The following is a 1211-nucleotide window of genomic DNA, read 5'->3' as shown; positions in this document are numbered from 1 at the left end:
TAACCTTTTCCAAACATACCCGCATTATTCCCTCAGATGATTACCTCGATTTGTTAGGTGCCGATATTGTTGTGATAACGGCAGGTGCGCAAATTCAACAAGGACAAACACGTTTAGATATCGCAGAAATCAACGCGAAGATTGGCGTCGAGATCGCTAGAAAAATAGAGCGTGTTGCGCCAAAGGCGGTTTTGATTGTCGTGTCCAACCCTTGTGACATTGTTGCTCATTTTATTACTACCAATACGGGCTTTGAGCCAAACAAAGTGATCAGCAGCGGGTGTGTTATCGATACAGCCCGCTTGATGAGCATTGTTGCTAACCGTGTGGATCTTGACCCTAAAAACATATTTGGTTATGTGCTGGGAGAGCACGGAAGCCACTGTTTCACACCAAAGAGTTTGATCTCTATTGCTGGCCAGCCTGCGGATTATTATTGCGATACACACAATATCGAGAGAATCGATGCTGATGAGTTGCTCGAAGCGGTTAAGCAAGCGGGTTACGAAATATTTCGTCGCAAACATAATACGGTGCATGGTATTGCAGCCAGCGTATTTCGAATCATTCAAGCCATCAAAATCAATGAGCGCTCTGTGTTGCCAGTTGGCACGATGATGTCGGGTCAATATGGTGTGAGTGGCGTCGTGCTAAGTCTACCGACGGTGGTCGGAAAAAAAGGTGCAGAGTCGGTTCTTACTCACCCGTTTACAGAAGAGGAGCTTGAAACATTACACTCTATCAGTATGAACTTGAGATCCATTGTGGAGAATGTCGCGCAATCGACAGGTTTGAAGTGCTGATTGTAAACAAAGAAATTCTCCGTTTTGCCTTATATAGCCTACTGTTTAGTAGGCTTTTTTGTGTCTTCCAAACAGAGAAAAGCCCCATAAACTATGGTTGTTTAATTTGCAAATGAGTAATAGAATGCGAACCATTTTTATTTGAGTGGTAATTTGGCATGTCTCGAGTTCTGATTGTTGATGATGACGTTCCTTTGTGTGAGCTTTTAGAAGTAGTTTTGCAAGATGAAGGATATACCGTCTCTTCTGTGCATTGTGGTGAAAGCGCGCTGCAGTACATGGAGAAAACGCCAGTCGATTTAGTGTTGCTCGATGTGATGTTGCCAAACTTAAATGGGATGCAAGTTGCTCGTCGTATTTGCCAACGATTTGCTACGCCAATTCTGATGCTTACAGCATTGAACGATG

The 1211-nt window shown here is 43.6% G+C and carries 2 protein-coding genes; both read left to right on the top strand.

All coding sequences use genetic code 11. From position 1 onward, the window contains the following. Positions 1-803: lactate/malate family dehydrogenase (locus R7R24_RS24645; RefSeq protein ID WP_318119719.1), on the top strand; the 803-nt coding region annotated here is incomplete at its 5' end. Between the two features lie 158 nt (positions 804-961). Further along, on the top strand, positions 962-1211 hold a 250-nt coding region (locus R7R24_RS24640; protein ID WP_318119718.1), incomplete at its 3' end, for a response regulator.

Source organism: Vibrio sp. 704 (genome assembly GCF_033339295.1).
The sequence above is the reverse complement of the archived record's forward strand: the minus strand, read 5'-3'. Positions and strand labels throughout refer to the sequence as shown.